The organism is Streptomyces sp. CLCI03 (genome assembly GCF_053615355.1).
The window spans coordinates 226,432-247,304 of the sequence record NZ_CM132132.1 but is presented as its reverse complement, the minus strand read 5'-3'; the positions used below and the strand labels follow the sequence as shown (position 1 = coordinate 247,304).

The 20,873-nt window shown below is 72.5% G+C and carries 21 protein-coding genes and 1 pseudogene; 11 read left to right on the top strand and 11 right to left on the bottom strand.

Annotated elements, in window-relative coordinates; all coding sequences use genetic code 11:
• Positions 1-36: 36 nt before the first annotated feature.
• Entirely contained in the window at positions 37-2,514 is a 2,478-nt protein-coding gene (locus ACWG52_RS01180; protein WP_453127497.1) for a serine hydrolase, read from the bottom strand.
• 229 nt (positions 2,515-2,743) lie between these two features.
• On the opposite strand from ACWG52_RS01180, the gene ACWG52_RS01175 reads away from it, so the two are divergent.
• The gene (locus ACWG52_RS01175) at positions 2,744-3,409 is read left to right on the top strand and encodes a lysophospholipid acyltransferase family protein (RefSeq protein WP_389802731.1); all 666 of its coding nucleotides are present in this window, start codon (positions 2,744-2,746) and stop codon (positions 3,407-3,409) included.
• Between the two features lie 116 nt (positions 3,410-3,525).
• The gene (locus ACWG52_RS01170; protein ID WP_033216691.1) at positions 3,526-3,765 is read left to right on the top strand and encodes a hypothetical protein; all 240 of its coding nucleotides are present in this window, start codon (positions 3,526-3,528) and stop codon (positions 3,763-3,765) included.
• On the opposite strand, the gene ACWG52_RS01165 is transcribed toward ACWG52_RS01170, so the two are convergent.
• From ACWG52_RS01165 to ACWG52_RS01150, 4 genes are all read right to left on the bottom strand, one after another.
• Positions 3,762-4,481 carry a hypothetical protein gene (locus tag ACWG52_RS01165; protein WP_389802734.1) on the bottom strand — a complete coding sequence of 240 codons (720 nt, stop codon included), beginning with the start codon at positions 4,479-4,481 and terminating at the stop codon, positions 3,762-3,764. The genes ACWG52_RS01170 and ACWG52_RS01165 overlap by 4 nt on opposite strands.
• Before the next feature lie 117 nt (positions 4,482-4,598).
• Positions 4,599-5,465, bottom strand: coding sequence for a PhzF family phenazine biosynthesis protein (locus ACWG52_RS01160; protein WP_389802737.1), 867 nt, complete (start codon positions 5,463-5,465; stop codon positions 4,599-4,601).
• A gap of 112 nt (positions 5,466-5,577) precedes the next feature.
• Complete coding sequence (locus ACWG52_RS01155) at positions 5,578-5,931, bottom strand: VOC family protein (protein ID WP_389802740.1); 354 nt, start codon at positions 5,929-5,931, stop codon at positions 5,578-5,580.
• Positions 5,932-5,976: 45 nt separating this feature from the next.
• A complete protein-coding gene (locus ACWG52_RS01150) occupies positions 5,977-6,408 on the bottom strand; it encodes a GNAT family N-acetyltransferase (RefSeq protein WP_389802743.1) in 432 nt (143 codons plus the stop codon).
• Between the two features lie 172 nt (positions 6,409-6,580).
• Here ACWG52_RS01150 and ACWG52_RS01145 point away from each other — a divergent pair, with 172 nt between their 5' ends.
• The 4 genes and pseudogenes from ACWG52_RS01145 (at position 6,581) to ACWG52_RS01130 (ending at position 9,324) form a co-directional block, all read left to right on the top strand.
• A complete protein-coding gene (locus tag ACWG52_RS01145) occupies positions 6,581-7,000 on the top strand; it encodes a YciI family protein (protein ID WP_033216703.1) in 420 nt (139 codons plus the stop codon).
• Between the two features lie 67 nt (positions 7,001-7,067).
• Positions 7,068-7,756: pseudogene (locus ACWG52_RS01140) on the top strand (sigma factor-like helix-turn-helix DNA-binding protein); the annotation flags it as partial.
• 90 nt (positions 7,757-7,846) lie between these two features.
• Positions 7,847-8,029, top strand: a complete 183-nt coding sequence (locus ACWG52_RS01135; protein ID WP_030718260.1) for a hypothetical protein — start codon at positions 7,847-7,849, stop codon at positions 8,027-8,029.
• 134 nt (positions 8,030-8,163) lie between these two features.
• Complete coding sequence (locus tag ACWG52_RS01130; RefSeq protein ID WP_389802747.1) at positions 8,164-9,324, top strand: serine hydrolase domain-containing protein; 1,161 nt, start codon at positions 8,164-8,166, stop codon at positions 9,322-9,324.
• A gap of 25 nt (positions 9,325-9,349) precedes the next feature.
• On the opposite strand, the gene ACWG52_RS01125 is transcribed toward ACWG52_RS01130, so the two are convergent.
• Positions 9,350-10,804, bottom strand: a complete 1,455-nt coding sequence (locus ACWG52_RS01125; protein WP_389802749.1) for an AMP-binding protein — start codon at positions 10,802-10,804, stop codon at positions 9,350-9,352.
• A gap of 79 nt (positions 10,805-10,883) precedes the next feature.
• Here ACWG52_RS01125 and ACWG52_RS01120 point away from each other — a divergent pair, with 79 nt between their 5' ends.
• The 3 genes from ACWG52_RS01120 to ACWG52_RS01110 all read left to right on the top strand — a co-directional run bounded on the left by ACWG52_RS01120 (position 10,884) and on the right by ACWG52_RS01110 (position 13,151).
• A complete protein-coding gene (locus ACWG52_RS01120) occupies positions 10,884-11,639 on the top strand; it encodes a class I SAM-dependent methyltransferase (RefSeq protein ID WP_389803327.1) in 756 nt (251 codons plus the stop codon).
• Between the two features lie 92 nt (positions 11,640-11,731).
• Entirely contained in the window at positions 11,732-12,145 is a 414-nt protein-coding gene (locus ACWG52_RS01115; protein ID WP_375934352.1) for a rodlin, read from the top strand.
• Between the two features lie 322 nt (positions 12,146-12,467).
• A complete protein-coding gene (locus tag ACWG52_RS01110; protein ID WP_389802752.1) occupies positions 12,468-13,151 on the top strand; it encodes a tryptophan 2,3-dioxygenase family protein in 684 nt (227 codons plus the stop codon).
• A 7-nt stretch (positions 13,152-13,158) separates the two neighbouring features.
• Here the strand turns inward: ACWG52_RS01110 and cynS are convergent, their stop codons facing one another.
• Positions 13,159-13,629, bottom strand: a complete 471-nt coding sequence (cynS, locus tag ACWG52_RS01105) for a cyanase (RefSeq protein ID WP_453127491.1) — start codon at positions 13,627-13,629, stop codon at positions 13,159-13,161.
• Between the two features lie 73 nt (positions 13,630-13,702).
• Complete coding sequence (locus ACWG52_RS01100) at positions 13,703-14,326, bottom strand: carbonic anhydrase (protein ID WP_390139022.1); 624 nt, start codon at positions 14,324-14,326, stop codon at positions 13,703-13,705.
• Positions 14,327-14,452: 126 nt separating this feature from the next.
• Here ACWG52_RS01100 and cynR point away from each other — a divergent pair, with 126 nt between their 5' ends.
• The gene (gene cynR, locus ACWG52_RS01095; RefSeq protein ID WP_390139024.1) at positions 14,453-15,421 is read left to right on the top strand and encodes a transcriptional regulator CynR; all 969 of its coding nucleotides are present in this window, start codon (positions 14,453-14,455) and stop codon (positions 15,419-15,421) included.
• Here the strand turns inward: cynR and ACWG52_RS01090 are convergent.
• Complete coding sequence (locus tag ACWG52_RS01090) at positions 15,388-16,038, bottom strand: DUF4360 domain-containing protein (protein ID WP_033216715.1); 651 nt, start codon at positions 16,036-16,038, stop codon at positions 15,388-15,390. The two genes, cynR and ACWG52_RS01090, sit on opposite strands and share 34 nt — an antisense overlap.
• Before the next feature lie 304 nt (positions 16,039-16,342).
• Complete coding sequence (locus ACWG52_RS01085; RefSeq protein ID WP_389802763.1) at positions 16,343-16,732, bottom strand: response regulator; 390 nt, start codon at positions 16,730-16,732, stop codon at positions 16,343-16,345.
• Positions 16,733-16,828: 96 nt separating this feature from the next.
• On the opposite strand from ACWG52_RS01085, the gene ACWG52_RS01080 reads away from it, so the two are divergent.
• Positions 16,829-17,107: a hypothetical protein gene (locus ACWG52_RS01080; RefSeq protein ID WP_389802766.1), complete on the top strand. Its 279-nt coding sequence runs from the start codon at positions 16,829-16,831 to the stop codon at positions 17,105-17,107.
• 134 nt (positions 17,108-17,241) lie between these two features.
• On the opposite strand, the gene ACWG52_RS01075 is transcribed toward ACWG52_RS01080, so the two are convergent.
• Entirely contained in the window at positions 17,242-20,715 is a 3,474-nt protein-coding gene (locus tag ACWG52_RS01075; RefSeq protein WP_453129107.1) for a M28 family peptidase, read from the bottom strand.
• Between the last annotated feature and the right edge of the window lie 158 nt (positions 20,716-20,873).

Below are 20,873 nucleotides of genomic sequence, written 5' to 3'. Positions count from 1 at the left end.
TCCCCACCCCTGCCGGGGTCGGCGGTGTCCGTCCGGTCAGCGACCGCGGGTGAGCCGGGTGCCGAAGCCGGGCTCGACGAGGGCGTCCTCGACCGCCACCGGCACGCTCCGGGCCCCTTCCCCGCTGCCCACCGTCAGCACGGCCACCTCGGCACCGGCCTTCGCGGTGTGCGGCAGCGGACCGGCGCCCGCACCGTCACCGGCACCGGCCTTGAGGGACAGCTTCAGCTGCTGGCCCGGGACGCCGATCACGTTCAGGTCCTTGGTGGCCACCAGCGGCGTACGGCCGCCGAGCCCGTCGTCCACATGGCCCACGAGGTCGCCCTTACGGATCACCGGAGCCGACGCGAGCGCCGTCCGTACCCCCTCGATGATCGTCTTGCTGTTCGCCAGCACCAGCTTCAGGCTGTTCCCGCCGTCCTCGTCCGGCCCGTCCACATGCTGATCCATCAACGTGCCGAGGATCAACTGGTCCTTGCCGTCGATCGACTTGTACGCCGCCCACATCAGGGCCCCGCCGGCGGGGGTGCTGGAACCGGTCTTGATCCCCCGGATGCTGAGCCCCTGGGAGGTGAGCAGGATGTTGTTGTTCTCGAGCCGCGTGGACAACCCCTTGATGCTGGCGTTCGGGAGCGCGACGATCGAGCGGAACACCTCGTCCTTCATGACGGCTTCGGCGAGCTTCAGCTGATCGACGGCGGTGCTGACGGTGCCCGAGTCCAGACCGCTGGGGTCCGTGTACGTGGTGTTCGTCATCCCGAGCTCCTTGGCGGCGGCGTTCATCTTCGCGACGAACGCGGCCTCGGAGTCGGTGCCGGTGTCCCACCGCGCCAGCAGGCGCGCGGCGTTGTTGCCCGAGGGGATCATGAGCATCTTGAGCACGTCCTGCTGGCTGAACTTCTGCCCGACGGTCAGACCCACGACGCGGGACTCGTGGTCGGAGTTGCCGTCCGCCACGGTCTTCGCGTCGATCGTGATGTCCGGACCCGGGTCGGCCTTGCGGAGCGGGTGGCCCTTGAGGATCACGTAGGCCGTCATCACCTTGGCGACGCTGGCCGTCGGGACGGGCTTCTGCTCCCCGAAGGTGCCGATGTCGCCGGAGCCGGAGACGCGAACGGCGCCCTGACCCTTGGCCGGCCACGGGACGGAGAACTGCCCGCCGATGGTGCGGTCCGTGTCGGCGGCGACGAGCTGCGGGGCGGGCAGGGGGCGCAGCAGTTGGGCACCGGCCCCCGCGCCCACGAGGAGCAGCAGGATCGGCGTCCATATCTTGACGCGGCGCACCGCGGTCCGGCGGGGGGTCTCCGTCGGGGGAGGGGTGTTGGTGAGGTCGGCCAGCAGCTCCAGCGGGGGCAGCGGTGCGGCGGGGGCCGGCGGCGCGGCCACCCGTGCCTCGGGAGGCTGAGCCCGCGGCGCGACGGGCGCCGGCAGGTCGACGTCCTTGAGGGCGACGAACTGGCTCGTCCGCTCGGGGTCGGCGTCGGCACCGGTGTCCGGCGCGGCCTCCCGCGCCCAGGACGGAGCCTTCCGCGGAGCCTCGGGCTCGGTGGCTTTCGGCTTGGGCCGGGTGATGAGCATGGTCTGGTCGGACGGTGCTTCGGCCGCCGGCTCGGCGTCGGCGTCGGTGTCGGACTCGGTGGCTTTCGGCTTGGGCCGGGTGATGAGCATGGTCTGGTCGGACGGTGCATCGACCACCGGCTCGGCGTCGGCGTCGGAAGCGTCCCCGCCCGGAGCCTCCGGCTCGGATGCGGCGTCAGCCTGGTCCGCGGCAACAGGTCCGCCGTCGCCGTCGGTCGTCGACTCCGGCTCGGTGTCGTCCTCGGGGCGGGGTTCGCCCGGGTGTTCGGCGTCGCTCTTGTCCTCGGTCTCCGCCTCCGGCTCACCTTCGGCTTCGGCCTGGGGCTGGTCGTCGTCCTCGGGGTGGGTCGTGTCCTCGGCCTCGGCCGCGGGCGTGGTGGCGGCCTGCTCCTTCGGCTCGGCCTGGGCGGTGGCTTCGGCCTCGGGTGCGGGGGCGGCGTCCGTCTCGGGTCGGGGTTCGCCCGGGTGTTCGGTGCCGCTCTTGTCCTCGGTCTCCGCCTCCGGCTCACCTTCGGCTTCGGCCTGGGGCTGGTCGTCGTCCTCGGGGTGGGTCGTGTCCTCGGCCTCGGCCGCGGGCGTGGTGGCGGCCTGCTCCTTCGGCTCGGCCCGGGAGACGGATTCGCCCTGGGGCTCGTCGTCCTTCTCGGGGCGAGCCGCGATTTCAGGTTCCGCCTCGTCCTCGGCCCCCGGCCGGGGCTCGGCGGCCGTGTGGCCCTTCGGCGCGGTCCGGGGGTCGGCCTCCGGTTCCGCCGGGGCACCCTTCGTCGTCGTACCGGCCGGCTCGTCGGAGTCCGTGGCCTCCGGCTCCGCCCGGTCCGTACCGGCGACCCCGGCGTCGGCGTCGGCCGTCGCCTCGGGTTCCCCCTCCAGGACGGTGGTCTCTGCCTCGATCTTCGGGTCGTCCGAGGAACCGCCCGCCACCGTTACCGCCTTCATCCCAGCCCCGCCTTGCTGCTCACATCATGCCGATACGACCGGAGAGGCCCCATGGGCCCCGCCGCACTGCTAGATACCCCCGGTGCCCCGGTCGTTCCACGCGCTGGATCTTGTGACCGTTCGGTCATATTCGCTGAGTACGCCTACTCATGACCCCGCCCGTCCCACCGGCCGACCATGGGGCGACAACGCACCGCACCACCACCGCACCAGCCGAACGGGGTCGTCCATGCTCAGCCGAATCGCCGCCGCCCTCGTACCCGCCTTCGGGCGCCTGACCGTCACCGCCGACCCCGGGGTCCGGCCCGACGCCCCCGGTGCCATCCTGGTCGCCAACCACACCTCCCTCGCCGACCCGGCCGTCGTGGTCGCCGCCCTGCGCCGGCACGGGATCGAGCCGGTCATCCTGGCCACCAGTGGCCTCTGGCGGGTACCGCTGCTCGGCTCCGCACTGCGCCGCGAAGGCCATATCGCCGTCCACCGCGGCACCGCCCGCGCCGCCGACTCCCTCGACGCCGCGGCCGTGGCCCTCGCCTCGGGCCGCAGCGTGCTGCTCTACGGGGAAGGCCGCCTCCCGGTGCGCCGCGACGCGGGGGAGACGGCTCCCGGCCCCTTCCGCAGCGGCCTGGCCCGGCTCGCCGCCGCGACCGGCGCCCCGATCGTGCCCGTAGGCCAGGCGGGTGCCCGCCGCCTCTGCTCCGGGAGCGGCGCCAAGCAGCTCGCCGGCGTCGTCACCGCTCCGCTGCGCCGCCCCTGCTTCCACGTCCACATCGGCTCCCCCCTGCAGCTGCCCGACCGGGTGCCGGAGGCCACGGACCGGGCCCGTCAGGCGGTCACCGCGGCCTGGCGCACCGCGGCGTCCGCCCTCGGGGAGACGGTCGGGGAACCGGCCTGACCACCGGTCCCGCAGAGGCCCGCCGCCGACCCGCGGACGGGCGCGGAGGCAACCGATCGGCCCCTCGGAACGTGTCGCCGAGCCCGTCACCGGCCACGGCATGCGACCGTCTCCGCATGACCGAAGGCTCGACACCTCACATCTCCCCGGCACGGATCACCGTACGAGGGGTGCAACCCGGAAACCCGCCCTTCCGCATCGTGGAGGTCGACGGCGAGTTCGTCGGCAGGGCGAGCTCGATGACGGACGTGCTCCTGATCGCCGCCGAGGCGGGGATCATCATCCACGACCTCGACGACCTGGAAGTGGTCCACTGGCTCAGCGGCGGCAAGTTCACCTGGACCCTCAACCCCTAGCGGGTGCTGTGCGCGAGGACCACATGGGCGGCGACCTCGCTGTCGGCGTCCGTGTCGATGAAGGACACCACGACCGGGCTGCTGCCCGTGGGGCCGCCCGCCGTGGCGCTCAGGCGGTAGCGCTCGGTGCGGACGGCCTCGCGGGCGAGCGGGTTGCCACCCGAGTACAGGGACAGCGGTGCGGTGTCGTTGGCGATGCGCAGGGCGGCCGGGCGCCAACTGCCCGAGGCCGGGTCGAAGCGCTCCAGCAGGAACCCCGGCCCGCTGCCCGCCCGTGCGCCCGGTTCGCCGACCAGCATCTCCATCTGGAAGGCGACCAGCACGTGCCGGTACGCGGCGGAGTTGCCGTTCCGCAGGGTGACGGCGAACTCCTGCGGGGCGCCGCCGCGTACGAGGGCGAGCCGGCCGCCCCGGGTGTCGACCGAGACCGTGAGCCGGGTCGGCGCCGGGGGAGGCGTCACGGCCCGGGGCGTGGTCGGGGTCGGGCTCGCCGGCGCGGAGGATCCGGGTGCCGAGGCGGCCGGGGACGACGGAGAGGCGGAGGCCGATACCGACTCGGAAGCGGACGCCGACGCCGATGCCTCCGCGGACGCCGAAACGGAGGCCGCCACCGGGGCCGCGCCGTGCTTCTCCCCGCATCCGGTGGCGCCCGCCAGCAGGACGGTGGCCACGGCCGCCGCGCTCAGGGCGCTGCGGGGGCCTCGGGATACTGGCATGGGATCGGTCCTCCAGGGGTCGGCTTCGGCAGGAAGCTAGCAAGGCGGCGGCCCTGCCGACGAGGTCGATCACGCGTCGAGGCGGCGACGGTTCGGTCACGGTTCCCCGAGGACCGATCAGACGCGGAGCGTGGCCTCCAGGACGGTGACCGCGCGCCCCGTGAGGAGGACCCGGTCCCCCTGGAGCGCAACCTTCACCCGCCCCGGACGCCCCGAGGCCTGCAGCCCGGTGAGGGCGTCGAGGCGGGCCAGCCGCGCCGCCCAGTAGGGCGCCAACGCGGTGTGGGCGCTGCCGGTGACCGGATCCTCGGGGATGCCCCGCGCGGGAGCGAAGAACCGGGAGACGAAGTCGTACCCGGACTCCGCCCCGGCGGCGGCCGCCGCGGTGACGATGACCCCGCGCAACTCCTCACGCAGGGACAGAGCCGCGATCCGCGCCAGGTCGGGCCGCAGCGCCCGTACGGTGGCCTCGTCGGGCAGCACGGCGAGCAGATCGCCCAGCGCGCCCGTACGGAAGGTGCCTTCGGGCCGGACGCCCAAGGCGTCGGCGAGGCCCGCGGGGATCGGAACCTCGGTCGTGGGGGCGGCCGGGAAGTCCAGTGTGATCTCCCCCTCCTCGCCCTCGCACTCGTCCCCGTCCTCCTCCGCCTCGGCCCACGCGGTGAGCAGACCGGAGGCCCGGCTCAGGAAGCGCACCGGGCCGCCGGTCAGCAGCCCCTCCCGGCGCAGCGTGTGGACCGTGGCCAAGGTGGCATGGCCGCACAGGTCGGCCTCGACGAGCGGGGTGAACCAGCGGATCTCCCAGTCGGCCTCGGCCCCGGCCGGGAGGGGCAGGGCGAAGGCCGTCTCGGGATGGTTCAACTCGGCGGCGAGCTGCCCCAGCCAGGCGTCGTCCGGCCAGGGGCCGGCCGGGAGCAGGCAGACACCGGCGGGATTTCCGGTGAAGGGGCGGCTGGTGAAGGCGTCTACGATCCGGATGCGCATGCCGCGAACGTATCGAGGCCGATCGCCCGCGAGGCAAGGCCAATTCCGGGAGAGTGGCCTGCGGCCTCGTGCACCTCGTCCGGGTGGTGCGACCGGACATGTGCCGAAGGGTTCAGGCGGGCTGCCACAGTTCGATCCGGTTGCCCTCCGGGTCGGTGACCCAGCCGAAGCGACCCACACCTTCCATGTCCTGCGTCTCGGGGTCCACGTCCGCTGCCTTGGCGCGCAGTTGCGCGAGCATCGCGTCGAGGTCGCGGACCCGGAAGTTCAGCATGGTCTGCTGGGTGCGGGAGCCGAAGTAGTCGGTCTCGGCCTCGAACGGAGCGAACACCGTCGGCCCGGCGCCCTGCTGCCACAGGCCGTGTTCGTCGGCGTCCACGCCCAGGCAGTCGCGGTACCAGGCGCCGAGGGTCGCCGGGTCGGCCGCCCGCATGAAGTACCCACCGATTCCAAGCACACGTTCCATGCCGTCATGGTGCCAGGACGGTGTCCGGACGTGCGGGTGGACGCGTCAGCCGAGCGGCTTCTCGAAGCTGAAGGCGGTGACGGCCATCCGCTCGCGGAAGTAGAAGCGGTGCGCGTCGGTCCGCTGGGTGCCGGATTCCAGGGTGAGGGCGGTGCAGCCGGCGGCCAGGGCGTGCCGCTCCAGGTGCGCGAGCAGCTCGTGGCCCACCCCGGTGGAGCGGGCGGCGGCAGCCGTGACCAGGTCGTCGACGTAGAACGAGCGGACCGACGCGGTGTTGACGACGATCCGCCAGCCGGCCGCGCCGACGCACCGGCCGTCCGTGTCGTAGGCGGCGGTGAAGCGCAGACCCTGGCCGTGCGCCTCCGTGAGGATCCTGAGGAACAGCTCTTCCGTGAGGTGGGGACGCAGTTCGAGCAGCACGGGGAGGAGGTCGGAGGTGAGCCGGGGATCGCCGGGCTCAAGGTCGATGATCTTCATGTGATGAGCCTACTGGGCCGTACGGGGCAGCCTCCGGCCGAAACCGTCGCGCGGCCGCGGCCGACGTGTCGAAATGGGAAGGACGGCTCCGACGTCCCCTACGAAAGGCTCCCGATCCCGATCCCGAACCTGGTTTCGGAGCCGCCGCGCGGAACAGAAGGAGTGGCACCCCATGAAGTACATGCTGATGGTTCTCGGCAAGCAGTCCGACTACGACGCCATGGGCGGCGCCGCGAACAGTGACGGCCCCGGATGGTCCGAAGCCGACCTCAAGGCGATGTTCGACCACATGGGCGCCCTCAACGACGACCTCGCCGAGTCGGGCGAATGGGTCGACGGACAAGGTCTGGCCGACCCCCGCCACGCCCGCCTGGTGACCGCTGCCGCCGACGGCACTCCCGTGGTCTCCGACGGACCGTACGGCGAGGCCAAGGAGGTGCTCGCCGGGTACTGGATCGTGGACGTGGCGGACTTCGACCGCGCCGCCGAGATCGCCGCCCGGGCCTACGCCTGTCCGGTGCCGGAGGGCGCACCCAACTACCCGGTCGTCGTCCACCCCGTCGACAGCCGCTCGGGGACCGAGATGTGCTGACCGACGCGGACCCGGACCCGGAACCCGGCCCGGCCACCGGCCCCGGCCCCGGCCCGGGGCTCACCCCGAGCGCGCCGTACAGGAGGCCCTGCTCGCCGCCGCCCGGCAGTGGCCCGAGGAGGGGCGCCCGGCCAATCCCCGCGGCTGGCTGATCCGCGTCGCCTCCCGCCGACTCACCGACCAGCTGCGCAGCGAGGACGCGCGTCGGCGCCGTGAGGAGACGGCCGCCGCGCTGACCCCGCGCGACGCGTTCGTGGCACCGCCACCGGGGGAGGACCGGGCCCCCACCGAGGACGACACCCTCGCCCTGCTCTTCCTGTGCTGCCACGCCGAACTGCCACCCGCGGGCCGGATCGCCCTCACCCTGCGGGCGGTCGGCGGCCTCACCACCGCGGAGATCGCCCGCGCCCTCCTGGTGCCCGAGGCCACGATGGCGCAGCGGATCACCCGGGCGAAACGGCGCCTCAAGGCGAGGTACTGATCCGCCTGGTCCCCGGCCCCGTGGAGCGCCTGGGCCACGCGGTCGCCGTGGCCATGGTGCACGGGCCGCGGCGGGCCCTGGCCCTGCTCGCCGATCTGGACCGGGACGAGCGGCTGGCGGGTCACCACCGGCTTGAGGCCGTACGGGCCCATCTGCTGGAGATGGCGGGCGAGCGCGCGGAGGCGAGAGCCGCCTACGCGAAGGCCGCCGGCCTCACGCTCAGCGTTCCGGAGCGCCGCTACCTTCGCCTCCGGGCCGCCCGGCTCGCGGAATGAGCGGGACGAGCGGGACGAGCCCCGCTCTCGGGGCGTCCGCATGACGGACATGGTCCACCGTTGTCAGAGGCGCCGCCTACTCTTGATCACGTGAGCCCGACCTCTGACGATCACCTCGTCCCCGAACGTTCCCTCGCCGAGATCAACGCCGACATCCGCTGCCTCTTCGCGCGCGCCGAGGGCCGCCTCTCCGACGCGGAGCGGATCCGCCACGCCACCCTGCTGGGCGAGTGGGCCTCCGCGATACGCGCGTCGGTGGTCCCGGCCGCGTAGCGGGCCCGCCCCGGCCGGGCCCCGGCCGGGCCCGCCCCGCGCGGTCGTGCCGCACCGGTCGCCTCGGACCGATGATTTCGGAGCCCGGCGGCAGTCACCCCCTCGGAACATCCATCCGTACGAGAAGGTGCACGATGAGCGACGACCTGCGCGGCCTCCTGGAGGCCCACGTCGGTGCCGGATCCCTGCCCGGCGCGGTGGCCCTGGTGGCACACGGCGAAGATATCGAGGTCGCGGCCGTCGGCTCCGTCGACACGGCCGGTACCGCGCCCATGGCCCGCGACTCCCTCTTCCGCGTCGCCTCGGTCACCAAGCCGGTGACCGCCGCGGCCACCATGGCGCTGGTCGAGGACGGACTGCTGGCCCTCGACCTGCCCGTGGCCCGATGGCTTCCCGAGCTCGCGGCGCCGATGGTCGTCCGTACCCCGTCGGCGCCGCTCGACGACGTGGTGCCCGCCGCGCGTCCGATCACCGTCGCGGACCTCCTCACCTTCCGCGCCGGGTACGGCTTCCCCGCCGACTTCTCGCTGCCCGCCGTGGCCCCGCTGTTCGACGCGCTGAAGCAGGGGCCGCCCAGGCCGCAGGAGGTGGCGGCGCCGGACGCGTGGACGGCCGCCCTGGGGCGGATCCCGCTCCTCCACCAGCCCGGCGAGGCATGGCTCTACAACACCTGTTCCGACATCCTCGGGGTGCTGATCGCCCGCGCCACCGGACAGACCTTCCCGGACGTCCTCGCCGAGCGCGTCTTCGAGCCGCTCGGCATGCGGGACACCGCGTTCGCCGTACCGCCGGGGGAGATCCACCGGTTCACCAGCTACTACCGAGCCACCCCGGACGGCGGCGGCTCGGAGCTCGTGGACGCGCCGGACGGCGGGTGGAGCACCCTCCCCGCCTTCCCGTCCGGCGCGGGCGGCCTGGTCTCCACCGTCGACGACCTGCACGCCTTCGGCCGGATGCTGCTCGCGGCAGGCTCCTACGGGGGCGGCCGGCGGCTGCTCTCGGCGGACTCGGTGCGGCAGATGACCACCGATCACCTCACCGCGCCGCAGCGCGCGGCGGGCGCCCTGTTCCTGGAAGGCCAGGGTTGGGGCTTCGGCGGCTCGGTCGACGTGGCCCGCCTCGACCCGTGGAACGTACCGGGCCGCTACGGCTGGATCGGCGGCACCGGCACCGCCGCTCACATCGTCCCGGCCACCGGCACGGTCACCGTGCTGCTCACCCAGCGGGAGCTGTCCGGTCCCGCCGCGCCCGAGGTGATGCGGCAGTTCTGGACCTACGCCGCCGCCCGCCCCTGAGCGGCGAGACACCCTCACGGCCGGCCTACGGCCGCCGGCCGGCCGCCCGTGCGCGCAGCCGGCGCTTGTCCGGCTTGCCGCGCGCCGTCAGCGGGATCGCCCGTTCCCAGAACACGGCGGTCGGTCGGTGTGCCGGTGCCAGGTCCTTCTCCACCAGGTCGCAGGCCTCGGCGGCGAGCCCGGCGTCGGGCTCGTACCCCGCTGCCGGCACCAGGAAGGCGCACACCTCCTCGCCGGTGAGGTCGCTGTACCGCCCCACCACCACGGCTTGGGCGACCGCGGGATGCCGGGCGAGCGCGGCCTCGACGGGCACGCAGTACACGTTGTCCCCGTGGACCATCACCACGTCGTGGAGCCGGTCGTCCAGGAACAGATGACCGTCGGCCCCGAAGTGCCCGAGGTCCCCCGTCCGGAGCCAGCCGTCCCGCAGGACCTCCGCCGTCGGTCCGGGCCGGCCCCAGTACCCGGTCATCATCGACGCCGACCGCACCCACACCTCGCCCGTGCGGCCGGTCGCCACCGTCGCGCCCCGTGCGTCGCGCACCTCCACCTCCACCCCCGCCACGGGCCGTCCCACCGACGCCAGCAGCTCCGGCCGCCCGGCCACCGCCGCATCATGGTCGGCGGGGGAGAGCCGGCAGATCACCGCCGCCTCGTTCGTGCCGTAGCCCTGCCGCCACCGGCCGCCCCAGCGGGTCACCGCCTCGCGCAGCCGCTCGGGGTGGACGGGCGAATCGCCGTAGGACACCGCCTCCAGTCCGGGCACACCGTGGGCGGTCGCCGGGTCGTCGAGCAGCCGGTACACCATCGACGTCGTCAGGTACGTGGCCACCGGCCCCAGGCGTCGGCAGGCCGCCGCGAACCCGCCGGGCGTGAACGGTTCCAGGATCTCCACGCGGCCCCCGGCCCGCCACTGCTCCAGGCAGCGCCCCCCGGACCGCTGCGCCAGCGAGGTCACCGACAGGTACACGGACCCCGACCAGGCCGCCGGCCGTCCGGCGTTCCGGGCCGCCATCGCCCCGAAGGTGGAGGCCACCCCCTTGGGGCGCCCCGTGGTCCCGCCCGTGTAGGTCACCCGCGCCACGTCGTCCTCCCGTGCCCGCACCGGTACCGCGGCAGGATCCCGCTCCGCGGCCCGGCGGAGCAGTTCGGCCAGCGGAAGCCCGGGCGCCTCGGTCGCGGGCACCGGCACATCGTGCACGATCAGGTCCGGCCGGCAGTCCCGTAGGACGAAGTCCAGCCCGTACAGGGCGGGTCCGGCGAGCACCTGGGTCAGCCGGGCGCCCAGCAGGTGCGCGGCGATCCGTACCAGCAGCACCTCCGGCCGGTTCGCCCCCGTGACACAGGCCAGCCCCGAGCCGCGCCCGATGCCCGCCCCGGCCAGCACCCCGGCCAGCCGGTGGGCCCCGTCGAGCACGTCCTGGAAGGCGAGGACGACCGGGCCGACGCCGAGCGCGGGCTGCCCGGCGTATCGCTCCAACGCCCCTACCAGCGACGTGACATACCGTGCGGCCACCATGGGGGACTGCCTCTCCGCGCCGCTCCGGGACACCGGCATCATGGACGCCATGACGAACGAATCCCGTGCTCGTTCCTTCAGTTCCGCGGCCGCACGCTACGCGGCCCATCGCCCCGCGTATCCGCCCGCGCTCTTCGACACGCTGGCGGAGATGGTCGGCTTTCCGCTGGCGGGAGCACGGGTCGCCGACGTCGGGGCGGGAACGGGGATCGCCACCGCCTTGCTGGAAGCCCGCGGGGCCCTGGTGGTCGGGGTGGAGCCGGGCGAGGGCATGGCCCAGGAGTTCCGGCGCCGCAACCCCGGAACCCCGCTGATCCGTGCGGACGGCAACCGGCTGCCGCTGACCTCCGGCTGCCTGGACCTGTTGACGTACGCGCAGTCCTGGCACTGGACGGACCCGGCGCACGCCGTCCCCGAGGCCCTGCGCGTGCTGCGCCCGGGCGGGGCCCTGGCGGTGTGGCAGAACGATCCGGACACCGAGGTCGCCTGGATCGCCGATCAGCAGCACCGGATCGAGGAACGGTTCGGACCGGGTTGGTACATCAACGAGCGCGCCCTCTCCCAGGAGGGGCTGCGCTTCACCGACCGCCGGCTGGCGTGGTCGCGTCGTGTCCCGGTCGACACGCATCTGGCCAAGCTGTCCACCCACTCCCTGTTCCTCATCGGCGAGCCCGGCACGGACGCCTTCCTGGAGGACGAGCGAGCCGTCCTCATGGAACGGTTCCCGGACGGATGGGTGGAGGAGCACTACGTCGCCGAGCTCAGCGTGGCGGTCCGGGGGCGCGAGACGCGGTAGGGCTGTTCGGGTGAAGCGTCGCAACCTGTGGTCCGCCCGGCCGTTGATCAAGGTGCTTATCACCGTGCACTCGTGCGACAGAAGGACCACTGATGATCAAGAAGTTCATGGCCACCGCCGCCGCCACCGCGTCGATCGTCGGCGCGGGCGCGGCCCTCGCCAGCCCGGCCATGGCCATCGGCAACGACAACGGGGTCAACACCGTCCAGGGCAACGGCGCCTCGCAGATCTACGGCAACCAGAAGACCGCCGGTGACCTGAGCCCGCAGCTCGGGGTCGTCCAGGGCAGCCTGAACAAGCCTTGCGTCGGTCTGCCCGTCAAGGTCAACGCCCAGTCGCTGCTCGCGGTCCTCGCCAACGTCGGCGTCCAGGACATCAACGTCCTGTCCAACCCGCAGAACCAGCAGTGCACCGAGAACTCCACCCAGGCCAAGGGCGACGAGCCCCTCTCGCACATCCTGGACAACATCCCGGTCCTGTCGGGCAACGTCTCGGCCGGCAGCTGACGTACTCCCCTTGTGCGAGCCGGGGCCTCCGACGCCTGCGCGAGTGCCCACGGGGCCCCGGCTTGTTCCACCCGGATCCACGGTTCCACGGATCCGCCTCCTCCACCGGCGCGCAGCGGCCGTCCGGCCGCCGGGGTGGGCACCGAACCGTATGCCACAGAGCCTCCCGCCCGACCGGGCCGGAGGCTCTGCGCGTGTCCTTCCGCCCTTGTCAAGACACGAATGTTCGAGACATGACGGGCGGTGCTCCGATCAGGCCCACTGGAATCTCCTACCTCACCCGGACGGCGTGAGGCCCACCAGGTCCAGGAGGCGAGTGGCGATGAATCCGAGATCCGTGGGGACGGACCGCTGGGCGGCCGTCGGGCACGCCGGCGACTCCGACGGCGACCTTCCTCGGCCCAGGGGCGCCGAGACCGGCCACTGGTTCGAGGCGACGGTCCAGCCCGTGTACGTACTGCACGACGAGTACTTCTTCATCAGGGTCCTCCAGGCCCACGAGATGGTCTTCACGGCGATCGCGGCGGAGGTACGGGAAGCGATCGGGGCGCTGCGCGCCGGCCGGTTGGCCGCGGCGGCCGACCATGTGGACCGTGCCGCGGGTCTCCTCGACCGGGCCTCGGCACTCTTCCGGATGGTGGCCACGATGCGGCCCGGACACTTCTCGGCCTTCAAGCAGTTCACCCAGGGTGCCGGCGCGATCGAGTCCGAACAGTACAAGCGCTTCGAGATCCTGTGCGGCCTCCCGACCGCCCGGCGGCTGGGGTCGGAAGCCTTCACCCAGGTCCCCGCGGTACGGGCCGCGGCGGCGGCCGAGGGACACGACACGGTGGTCCGGGCCTACCTCGACCTGCGCCGCTCGGCCCGTTTCGACGAGGCCGAGTGGAACCGCTTCCGCACCGCGTTCGGCGGGCTGGAGGAGCGCCACCAGCGCTGGAAGTCCACCCACCGGAGCCTCGCCGCGCGCATGCTCGGCGAGCAGCCCCGCGCGGACGAGTCGACCTGAGGAGGCGTCAGAAGGGGCGCGTGGGAAGGTACTTGCCGTCCAGGGTGATGACCGCGCGCTCGCCGTCCTCCGGGTCCGCGACCTTCCTGACGTCCAGCTTGAAGTTGATCGCGCTGATGATGCCGTCCCCGAACTGCTCGTGGACCAGGGCCTTCAAGGTGGTCCCGTAGACCTGCAGCATCTCGTGGAAGCGGTAGATCGTCGGATCGGTCGGGATGCCGCCGGGGATCGATCCGCGGGTGGGGACGGTCTGCAGGAGCCGTACCGCGTCCGCGTCCAGGTCCAGCAGGTCGGCGACCGCCTTCGCGGCGGCCTCGGGCAGGGCGTGCTGGCCCAGCAGGGCGGCGGTGACGAAGGCGACCGACAGGCCGGTCGCGTCGGCGAGCTGCTGCCAGGACAGGTCCTTACGGGTCTTGGCGTCGACGGCGGTGACGGCCAGGTTCTGGCGGGCGGTGGGATCGAACTGGGCGTGCAGCATCAAGGTGTCCTTCGGAGGAGGGGGATGAGGCGATGCGGGGATACGGGGGTGTGGGGACGGCGGCGGCGACGGGTCAGCCGGTCGCGGTGGTGCCGACGTCCGTGACACCGCCGGAGCGGATGTCGTAGACCCAGCCGTGCAGCGTGAGCGTCCCCGCCGTCAGCGCGCGGGCCACCGAGGGGTGGGTGGCCAGGTTGGCGAGCTGGGCGCGTACGTTCTCGCGGATCAGGACGGACAGCCGCTCGGGGCCGGCCACCCGCGCCGTGCGGGCCACCGAGGCGTCCGCGTGGCGCAGCCAGCCCGCGACGGAGGCGGCGGCGCTCAGGTCGGATCCCTCGGCCAGGGCGGTCATCGCCCCGCAGGCGGAGTGCCCGCACACGACGATGTCGGTGACGCCCAGGACCGCGACGGCGTACTCGACACTCGCCGCCACCCCGTCCGTGCCCGGTGCGTGGGCGGGGGCGAGATTTCCGGCGGTGCGGACGACGAACAACTCGCCCGGCTCGCTCTGGGTGATCAGCTCGGGCACCACGCGGGCGTCCGAACAGCCGATGAACAGGGTCGTCGGCCGGTGCACTCCGGCCAGATGGGCGAAGAGGTCCGCCTTGGCCGGAAACACCTCGCGCTGGAATCGCGCGACGCCGTCCGTGAGGGCGCCGGGGGCAGGCAAGGCCTGTGCGGTGGGTGCGGTCTGCACGGTCACTCCCTTCGGTGGGATGCGCCCGCTGTGGGGCTTGACGTGTTCCACCATGCATGACCTGCATCTATTGTGTCCAAGACGCAATATCCATGTCTGCCATCGATGTCATCTATAGTCGCGCTCATGGCTCTGGAACTGCGTCACCTGCGCTATCTGATCGCCGTGGCCGAACACGGCAGTTTCACCCGCGCCGCCGAAGAGCTGCGGATCTCCCAACCCACTCTGTCCCAGCAGGTGAAGCAGCTCGAACGCACCGTCGGGGTCCAGCTGTTGGACCGGACCGGGCGCGCCGTGCGGCTCACCGACGCCGGTGCGACCTACGTCCAGTACGCGCGCGGCGCCCTACGGGACCTGGCCGCGGCCGAGCGCGCCGTCCTGGACCTGGCCGACCTCTCCCGCGGCCACCTGCGTCTCGCGCTCACCCCGACCTTCACCGCGTACCTCGTCGGGCCGCTCGTCGCCGAGCTCCACAGCGCCCACCCGGGCATCACGCTGGAGATCCGGGAGATGCCCCAGGACCGGATCGAGGCCGGCCTGCTCGCCGACGAGCACGACCTCGGTCTCGCCTTCGAGGGGCCGCACCTGCCCGGGATCGCGGCCACCGCACTGTTCACGGAGGCCTTGGGGCTGGTCGCCGCCGCGGACGCGGATCCCGGCCCGCTGACCGTGCGGGACCTCGCGACGCGCCGACTGGCCCTGCTCAGCGGGGACTTCGCCACCCGCGAGCACGTCGACGCCTATCTCGCCGCCCACGGCGTCCGGCCGTACATCGCGGTCGAGGCCAACTCCGTCCAGGCCCTCACCGAGATCGTCCGGCGCACCACGCTGGCCACCGTCCTGCCCGACGCCGTCACCGACGACCACCCGTACCTGCGCCCCGTACCGCTCGACCCCGCCCTCCCGTCCCGGACGGTGGCCCTGCTGCGCCGCGAGAGCGCGTACGAGAGCGCCGCGGCCCGGGCCTTCACCGCACTCACCGCCCGCCTGGTCCGCGACCGCGGCTACCGCCCCCCGCCGCGCGAGGACGCGCAGCGGGGGGCGGCCGGGAGCGGGGTCGATCACTTGCCGGGGCACTCCTTCCAGGCCAGGTGATAGATGGTGTTGATGCTGCCGTCGGTGGAGTCCATCGTCATGTAACTGGTCGACGAGGGGGACGAGGTGCCTCTGGTCACGCGCAGCTCGGTGTTGATGTTGAAGTTCCGCTGCACCCCGCACGGCGCCCAGACCAGTTGGGCCCAGTCGGTCACGTCCGTGGCCTGCCAGTTGTCCTCCTGCGGGCCGCTGAAGTTGTGGGTGCGGGCGGCGGTGTCCGGTGAGCCCTGGAAGTAGTACGAGGCCTTCTCGGTGGCCTTCGCGCCGGGCGCCAGCGAGGCGTAGCCGCGGTAGTCGGCGCTGGCGATCGCGTAGGTGAAGCCGTGGGGCACGTGCACGATCAGGCTGAGCTGGCAGTTCTTGCGCGCCGCGGTGGGCGGCGCGCCGCCGCCGACCTGGGCGAGGTACTGGCTGTAGGTCACGGTGAAGGCGGTGTTGTCCTGGGACACGGCGACCTCCGCGGTGTCCTTGGGACACCCGGATCCGTTGACCGTGGCGACCTCGATCACGATGCGGTCGGGCGGCGGGTTCACGATCGTGGAGGGGGTGGCGTGCGTGGGCAGGGTGGCGGTGAGCAGGGCGCCGATCGCGCCGCTCACGAGGAATCCACCGGACATGTTTCTCCGATCCACTGCTTCGGTACCGGGCGGCGCGCAGGCGGGCATGCCTGTGTGCCGGAGGGGTGGGGGTGCGGCCGGCCAGAGCGGGGCCGGGTCGTCACAGACCGGTGTGCAGGGTGGAACGGGGCAGGCCCAGGAAGGGGAATCTGGGCATGTCCCTGACAAGTCCCGATCGGTGAAGACCGGGTGACCGCATCGTAGGAACCCTGAGCGGGCCCGACCAGGGCGATGTCCGGCCAATCGTGTCCCCCGGCCCGGACCGGCCGGATCCGGACGACCGGCCGGAGCCCGAAGAGCGGAATCAGGCCTCGGTGGGCCGGGCCAGCCGCTCGACGCGGGCCATGAACTCCGTGGGATGGAACGGCTTCGCGAGACAGTCGCTCACGCCGGCCTCCAGCGCGCGCACCGTGCACTCCGGATCCGCGGGCGGCAGCGCGAGGATCGGCACCCGCCCGTGATCGGGGTGCCGGCGGACCTCCTCGAACAGCGCCACCTCGTCCAGACCCGGCCCGGTGCGCTCACAGATCACCAGATCGATCGGGCCGGCGCTGCCCAGCAGCGAGACGGTGTCCACCCCGGTCCCGCCGTCGACGACGGCGAACCCCCGGGCCACGAGGAGGCGCTCCAGCAGGCCCTTGAGGGTGGTCTCCCTCGCCACGAGAAGGATCCTGCTCGGGGTGTCGCCGCTCATGTCGTTCCTCTTCATCCGGGTGGGGGTCCCGCAGAGCCTACGAGGCGGGGCGTGTGCACGCCCGCTCCGGGGCACCTCATCGGGTAGCTTCGATCCATGAGCACAGAGCCGCAGAGCTTCGACATCCTGCTGGTGCCCGAGCACATCGAGAACCTGCGCGGCGAGTCCGCGGCCGACCGGGCCCTGCGGGTGGCCACGGTCGAGGCGACCGGCGAGACCGGCGCCTCCGGCTACCCGCGCTACCGCGGGCAGGGCGTGGAGGCGGACATCGACCCGAGCACGCGCACGGTCGAGGCCCTCCTCGTCGACGGCTCGGAACTGGACTACGGGCTGGTCGCGATGATCGCTCCCGAGCGGGGCCCCGGCAAGCACTGACGGGACGGGACGCGCCGCCGCCGGTCGGCCGGATCACCCGCTGCGGCGGTGCTCGGGGATGCGACGGGCCCGGCCCGGCCCCCGAGGTGCGGGGGCCGGGCCGGGCTGGTTCCGGTCGGTGGCTCAGGTGGGCGTCAGCTCACCTGGACGGTGACGTCGTCGACGACGAAGGAGGTCTGCAGGGACTGGTCCTCCGTGCCGGTGAACTTCAGGGTGACGGTCTGGCCGGCGAACGGCGAGAGGTCGTAGGACTTCTCCACGTAGCCGGAGTTCGCGTTCAGGTTGGAGAGGGTCTCCAGGGTCTGGCCGGCCACCGAGACGGTGAACCGGTCGTAGACGACGTTCTCGTCCTCGTCCGTGTCGATGTGCAGGAAGAAGCCGAGCCGGTACGTGGAGCAGCCCGACGGGACGGTCAGCGTCTGGGCGGCGCTGTCCGTGTGGGTGGACCCGTACCCGGCCAGCCACGCCTTGTAGCTGCCGCCGTGCGGGGCCTGCCCCGACTGGTTGGTGATGACGCCGGCCGTCGCGCTCCACGGGCTGGAGCCGCTCTCGAAGCCACCGTTGGTCACGAGCTGGCGCGGCGTGCAGCTGCCGCCACCCGTGACGGTGAGCGAGTAGGTGCTGGTGTGGCTGACGGTACCCGAGCCGGTGACCGTCAGGGTGTAGGTGCCGGGCGCGGTGCTCGCGCCGACCTGGACGGACAGCGCCGAGGAGCTGCCGGACTGGACGGACGTCGGGCTGAGCGTCGCGGTGACGCCGGCGGGCGCGCCGGAGACGGAGAGCGCGACGGTCTGGGCGGCGCCGCTCACGGTGGCGGTGTTGACGGTGGCGGAGGTGGATCCGCCGGGGGCCGCGCTGCCCGCGGACGGGCTGACGGCGACGGAGAAGTCCTGCGCGGGGGTCTCACCGCCGACCGCCTGCTTCCAGACGGCGTAGGCGACACCGTCGGCACTGCGGTTCAGCACCGTGGCGTTGATGTTGTTCGTGGTGTCGCAGGAGCTGTGGTAGCAGGGGTCGTAGGCGGCGTTGGCCGTGCCGCCCCACTTCGTGGCCTGCGCCGAGGTCTTGCGGGCACTGGCGCCGGCCGCGTAGCCGGAGGTGGGGATACCGGCCTGCTGGAAGGAGTAGTCGTCGCTGCGGCCCTGGCCCTCGGTGTTCTCCTCGGGTGCCAGGTTCAGCGAGGTCCAGTACGCCTTCAGCGGGGCGGCGGTGGTGGAGTTGACGTTGTTGATGAAGTAGCCGCCGTTGGTCGAGCCGACCATGTCGAAGTTGTAGTAGGCCTTGATGGCGCTGCGCTGGGCGCTGCTCAGCTGGTTGACGTAGAACTCGGAGCCGTTGAGGCCCTGCTCCTCGTCGGTCCACCAGGCGAAGCGCACGTGCTTGGTCATCGTCGGGTTCTTCTGGGCGAGGACCAGGGCGTTCTCCAGCAGGGTCGCGGAGCCCGAACCGTTGTCGTTGATGCCGGGGCCGGCCGAGACGCCGTCGAGGTGGGCGCCGAACATGACGGTCTGGTCGGCGGGACCGCCGGGCCAGTCGGCGATCAGGTTGTTCGACGGGTAGGTGCAGGAGGTGCAGTTCTGCTCGGTGACGGTGTAACCGGCTGCCTGCAGCTTGCCCTTCACGTACGCCAGCGACTGGGTGTAGCCGGCGCTGCCGGCCCGGCGGTGGCCGCCGTTCTGGCTCGCGATGGTGTTGAACTGGGTCAGGTGCGCCTGCACCTTGGCGACGTCGATGTCCGGCGGGTCGTTGCCGGGCTGGGTCCCGCCCACGTTGAGCGCGTAGTCGACCGTGTGGGAAAGGCTCGCGCCCTGGCCCTTGACGACGACCGTGGACGCGCCGGGAGCCGCGTTGGCCGTGGCGGTCAGGGTCAGCACCGAGGACTGGCCGGACTGCACGGTGGCCGGGTTGAAGGAGGCGCTCACGCCGGCCGGCAGACCGGAGGCGGTCAGCGTCACCGACTGGGCGTTGCCCGTGGTGACCGTGGTGCCGACCGTGGTGGTGACGGAAGCGCCCTGCTGGACGGTGCCCGAGGACGGACTCAGCGACATCGAGAAGTCGTTGTTCTGACCGCTCGGGGTGCAGGTCGGATCGGCGGTCTGGGCGGGCACGCTGATGCCGTCCCAGGCGGCCTTGGTCTTGTTGAAGAGGTCACAGGTGGCGTCCAGCGACTTGGCCGAACTCAGCGTCGCCGTCCGGTACTTCTTGTAGGACATGCTGCTGGTCTTGAGCAGCATGCCGCCGTAGAAGATCTTGCCGGCGTTCTGTACGCCGACACCCGTGAGCGAGGTGCCGTTGCAGGTGCTGCTGTTCGGCTTGCCGCCGCCCGGGCTGGTGCCCTCGGCCAGCAGGTAGAACCAGTGGTTCAGAGGACCGGCCGCCGCGTGCACCTCGGTGCCGGGTATCGCGGAGCTGTAGCAGGCCGGGTCGTTGTTGACCGCCGGCGGGTTGTACATGTTCCGGATCGGGCCCCGGCCCTGGAGGTTGATGACCTCGCCGACCGTGTAGTCCGGGGTGTCGTAGGGGGCCGGCTCGTTGGCGAAGGCCTCGGTCAGCGCGCCGAAGATGTCGCCGGTGGCCTCACCGAGCCCCGACTCCTGGCCGCTGGTGCCGCCCGGGGTGTTGGAGTCGATGGCGTGCCCGTACTCGTGCGCCACCACATCGATCCCGGCGATCCACTCGTTCGCGCTGTTGCGCCCGATGGTGACCGAGCTGCCGTCCCAGTAGGCGTTGAGATCGCTCAGGCCCACCTTGGCGGGGAAGCTGCGGCCGTTGCCGCTGACGCCGTTGCGGCCCAGCCACTGGGAGAGCATGTCCCACTGCTTCTGCGCCGCGAACATCAGGTCGACGCAGCCGGTCTCCTTGCTCGTGGGGTTGCCGGTGCCCCAGGAGTCGGAGGACTTCGAGAAGACCGTGCCGGTGCTGTAGTCCGCACAGCTCAGGCCGGTCCGGACCGGGTCGCGCAGTGTGTACGTGGAACCGGAGTTGGTGGTGTCGATGGTGACCGGGCCCGGCCCGTTCCACTTGCTGTTGCCGGTGCCCGCGACCACGTCGTCGTAGCTGTCGACGAAGGCGCCGGTCCGCGCGTCCACGAAGACGTGCAGCTTGCTGGGCGCGGTCCTGGTCCGGCCGCTCAGCACGGTCTCCCACGCCAGCACCGGCTTGTCGTCCTTGAGGCGGACCACGAGCCGGCTGCTCTCGACCTTGTCGACCGAGACCAGCTTCGCCCGCGAGGTGGACTCGGCTTCCTTCGCGGAGACCGACGCTTGGGTGGAGACGTCGATGCGCACGGAGGAGGCGGACTGGAGGGCGCGCACCTTGCCGGTGCCGTCCGCGAGCACGACCGCGTCGCCGCCGACGACCGGCAGGCCGCGGTAGCTACGCTCGTACGAGACGGAGTAGAGGTCCTTCACCCAAGGGGTGACGAGTCGTCGTTCGTACTGTTCCTGGGAGGAGTTGACCAGGGAGTCCAGGCCGCTGTCGACGGCCTGGTCGGCGGCCGCGACCGCACGCGCGGCCGGTGTGTCCTTCTGGGACGGGGAGGGCTGCGCCTGCTGCGCCGCCGATGCCGTCCCGGCCAGAGCGCCGGCGAGGCTCGCGGTCAGCGCCATCGCTGCCACGGCCGCCGTCCATCTGCTGGGATGCAACGTCCACTCCGATCGTGGGGGGTCGGGGATGAGTGTCGTTCGCGGCCGAGTATGAGCGTGAACATGACGAGATTGGGACATCTCGTGAGGCATAAGGTCCGCGTTATGGTGCCGCGGCGGCC

Coding starts and splice junctions, on each gene's coding strand:
- ACWG52_RS01165 (WP_389802734.1), bottom strand. CDS start 4,481: ATGCCAGTATCCCGAGGCCCCCGCAGCGCCCTGAGCGCGGCGGCCGTG.
- ACWG52_RS01115 (WP_375934352.1), top strand. CDS start 11,732: ATGATCAAGAAGTTCATGGCCACCGCCGCCGCCACCGCGTCGATCGTC.
- ACWG52_RS01175 (WP_389802731.1), top strand. CDS start 2,744: ATGCTCAGCCGAATCGCCGCCGCCCTCGTACCCGCCTTCGGGCGCCTG.
- cynS (WP_453127491.1), bottom strand. CDS start 13,629: ATGCTGCACGCCCAGTTCGATCCCACCGCCCGCCAGAACCTGGCCGTC.
- ACWG52_RS01130 (WP_389802747.1), top strand. CDS start 8,164: ATGAGCGACGACCTGCGCGGCCTCCTGGAGGCCCACGTCGGTGCCGGA.
- ACWG52_RS01150 (WP_389802743.1), bottom strand. CDS start 6,408: ATGAAGATCATCGACCTTGAGCCCGGCGATCCCCGGCTCACCTCCGAC.
- cynR (WP_390139024.1), top strand. CDS start 14,453: ATGGCTCTGGAACTGCGTCACCTGCGCTATCTGATCGCCGTGGCCGAA.
- ACWG52_RS01075 (WP_453129107.1), bottom strand. CDS start 20,715: ATGGCGCTGACCGCGAGCCTCGCCGGCGCTCTGGCCGGGACGGCATCG.
- ACWG52_RS01090 (WP_033216715.1), bottom strand. CDS start 16,038: ATGTCCGGTGGATTCCTCGTGAGCGGCGCGATCGGCGCCCTGCTCACC.
- ACWG52_RS01160 (WP_389802737.1), bottom strand. CDS start 5,465: ATGCGCATCCGGATCGTAGACGCCTTCACCAGCCGCCCCTTCACCGGA.
- ACWG52_RS01170 (WP_033216691.1), top strand. CDS start 3,526: ATGACCGAAGGCTCGACACCTCACATCTCCCCGGCACGGATCACCGTA.
- ACWG52_RS01180 (WP_453127497.1), bottom strand. CDS start 2,514: ATGAAGGCGGTAACGGTGGCGGGCGGTTCCTCGGACGACCCGAAGATC.
- ACWG52_RS01080 (WP_389802766.1), top strand. CDS start 16,829: ATGAGCACAGAGCCGCAGAGCTTCGACATCCTGCTGGTGCCCGAGCAC.
- ACWG52_RS01085 (WP_389802763.1), bottom strand. CDS start 16,732: ATGAGCGGCGACACCCCGAGCAGGATCCTTCTCGTGGCGAGGGAGACC.
- ACWG52_RS01110 (WP_389802752.1), top strand. CDS start 12,468: ATGAATCCGAGATCCGTGGGGACGGACCGCTGGGCGGCCGTCGGGCAC.
- ACWG52_RS01145 (WP_033216703.1), top strand. CDS start 6,581: ATGAAGTACATGCTGATGGTTCTCGGCAAGCAGTCCGACTACGACGCC.
- ACWG52_RS01155 (WP_389802740.1), bottom strand. CDS start 5,931: ATGGAACGTGTGCTTGGAATCGGTGGGTACTTCATGCGGGCGGCCGAC.
- ACWG52_RS01120 (WP_389803327.1), top strand. CDS start 10,884: ATGGACGCCATGACGAACGAATCCCGTGCTCGTTCCTTCAGTTCCGCG.